The sequence below is a fragment of the Pseudomonas sp. NPDC087615 genome, assembly GCF_044743445.1.
Lineage (GTDB): Bacteria > Pseudomonadota > Gammaproteobacteria > Pseudomonadales > Pseudomonadaceae > Aquipseudomonas > Aquipseudomonas baetica_A.
Genome location: NZ_JBIUWM010000135.1, coordinates 1 through 2,118, shown reverse-complemented (window position 1 = coordinate 2,118; position 2,118 = coordinate 1). Strand labels below are relative to the sequence as shown.

Here is a 2,118-nt window from a genome sequence, read left to right as displayed (position 1 = left end):
ACAAGGATCGCGACATCAGCCTCACGCCCGAGCAGGGCCAGATCATGCTCGACACCCAGGATCGGCTGAATGAGGAACTCAGGGTTGAAACCCGGGATCGTCAATACGGCGGTCGGCCGACCCAGGCCGAAGCGGCCGCCCGTGATGCGCGTATCGCAGCCATTGTCGGCCCGGTGCGGGCGTTTATTCCGGCCGATCTGTACTACGAAGCGGAGGACGTGGTCCGGCAATACCGCGCGGAAAAACACGCCAACCTCAACAATCACGCATTCAGCGCCAAGGTCGGCAAGTACATCGACCTCGATGCCATGGACACATGGTTCACCGACACCGCCGCCGGCCACTTCCAACAACTCGAACAACGCCACACGGCGTTGTTCGCCGACCGTGGCGTGTACCTGAAACGCTCGGCCAGCGGCACCTGGTTTGTCGATTACGACGACCTGCCGACGCGCCAATGGCTGACCGAACTCGCCAGCGGTTGCCTAACCGCCCAATGCCTCCGCGCCCTAGGCGCCGAGCAATACGCCGACTACGTGCGCGCCGCCGACGGTGGCGCACTCCGGCAACTGTTCAACGCCTGGACGCCGTCGATTGAGGCCGCCGTCAACAACGCCTCGCGTCTTGGCGAGTTGATGGCCGCCCTGTCCGCCGACAACATCAGCGCCACCCATCAGGCCCTGGCGCCGTTGAGTGTGGTGGTGCTGGATGACATCGCGACCATGGCCCGCGAGGCCGACAGTCAATGGAATATGCTGGTCAATCGACTGGGTGCGGCGTTGTTGTTGCTCAAGGGTGACAAGGGCTTCAGCGCGTCGTGGATGAGCATTTTTCTTGCCGCGAGGTTGGGCGGGGAAAGCCGTTTGCAATTCGTGACCGAGGGCACGCGGCAGGTGTGGAAGTTGTTCGGGCAACGGGCCGAGGCGTTGAGTGAATGGGTGAACAAGACGGGGAAAGCCATTGGCGTTGGGCGGGTGGAGCGGATTGTGAATTCGCCCGTGGTGGTCAACAGCGGGGGAGTGGTGCCGTTGGCGGCGTTGTTGGTGAACGTGGTGAATGTGCAGAACTATTTGAGCGAGGCCGGGGTGTTGGAGGGGATGGATGCCCGGCGAGTGAATGACACGGTGTCGGCGAGTTTGTATGGGGCGGCGGCGTTGGTGGCGGTGGTGGATAGTCAGGTGCGGATGGGGTTGGGGAGGGATCGGTTTTACTTCTTTGGTTCTGCTGCGCCCGCGCTTACGTTGTTTGGTGGGGTGATTGGTGGGTTGTCATTTGTTGCAGCGGGGGCAGAGTTCAAGTCTTTGCAAGTACAGATCGAGAGCGCCCAAAACCGAGTCGATCCTTGGCTGAAAATGCGCCAAATCGCGGTCGGGGGGCAGGTAGCGGCCTTCGGTGCCCAAGCGATGCTAGGGTTTGGCTATACCGCCCGCGCCTTGACCGGTTCAATAACCGCGGAAGTCGCCATCTTGCGCTACACGCTCTACATGGGGCCGTTGAACTGGATCATTGCCGCCTTGGGCGCGGTATACCTGACAGCGTGGTTTTTCGAAAAGACACCGTTGCAAAATTTCCTGAACAACTGCTGTTGGTCTAAGGCCCGAGCTAACGATTTGGAGCCTATTGCGCCCAAAGCCCAACAGGACGAACTCGACCGTTTGTACCTCATCCTCTATACGCCTCGGGTCACCATGCAAAGCAGTTCCAAGCCGGCGCCTGATAATGGCCGTTCTGGCCTGGCTTTCGTCAGCGCTATTGATTCAGTAACCATCGACTTGCCGGGCGCCGAGCCAGGCAGTGTCTACCTGGAACTGAGCATGGTCGGTGATCCGGTAGATACTCTCGAAAACCGACATTTGATCAAAAACAGTCGAACCGGCAATTTCAAACCTCCCCGTCCATGGCGTGACATGACGCCCGTCTGGTTGTCCGACAGTAGTTGCCAGTGGATACCGTTCGAGGAGGGTCAGGGCCTGCGTATAAGCGGTCCTTTCAAAGAGGTGAAAGACTTGTTGAGCACACCACCCTGCAGTGGTCTAATTTCCCCGGACACCCCGATAGGTGGAAAATACACCTATTGAGGAGCTCTCCATGACCGACAAACGCAAAGTATTCGACGAC

Annotated in this window: 1 pseudogene; it reads left to right on the top strand. The window is 59.4% G+C overall.

Annotated features, from left to right (window positions below):
* A pseudogene (locus ACIOU6_RS27920) lies at nucleotides 1-2,078 on the top strand (hypothetical protein); the annotation flags it as partial.
* Nucleotides 2,079-2,118 lie beyond the last annotated feature (40 nt).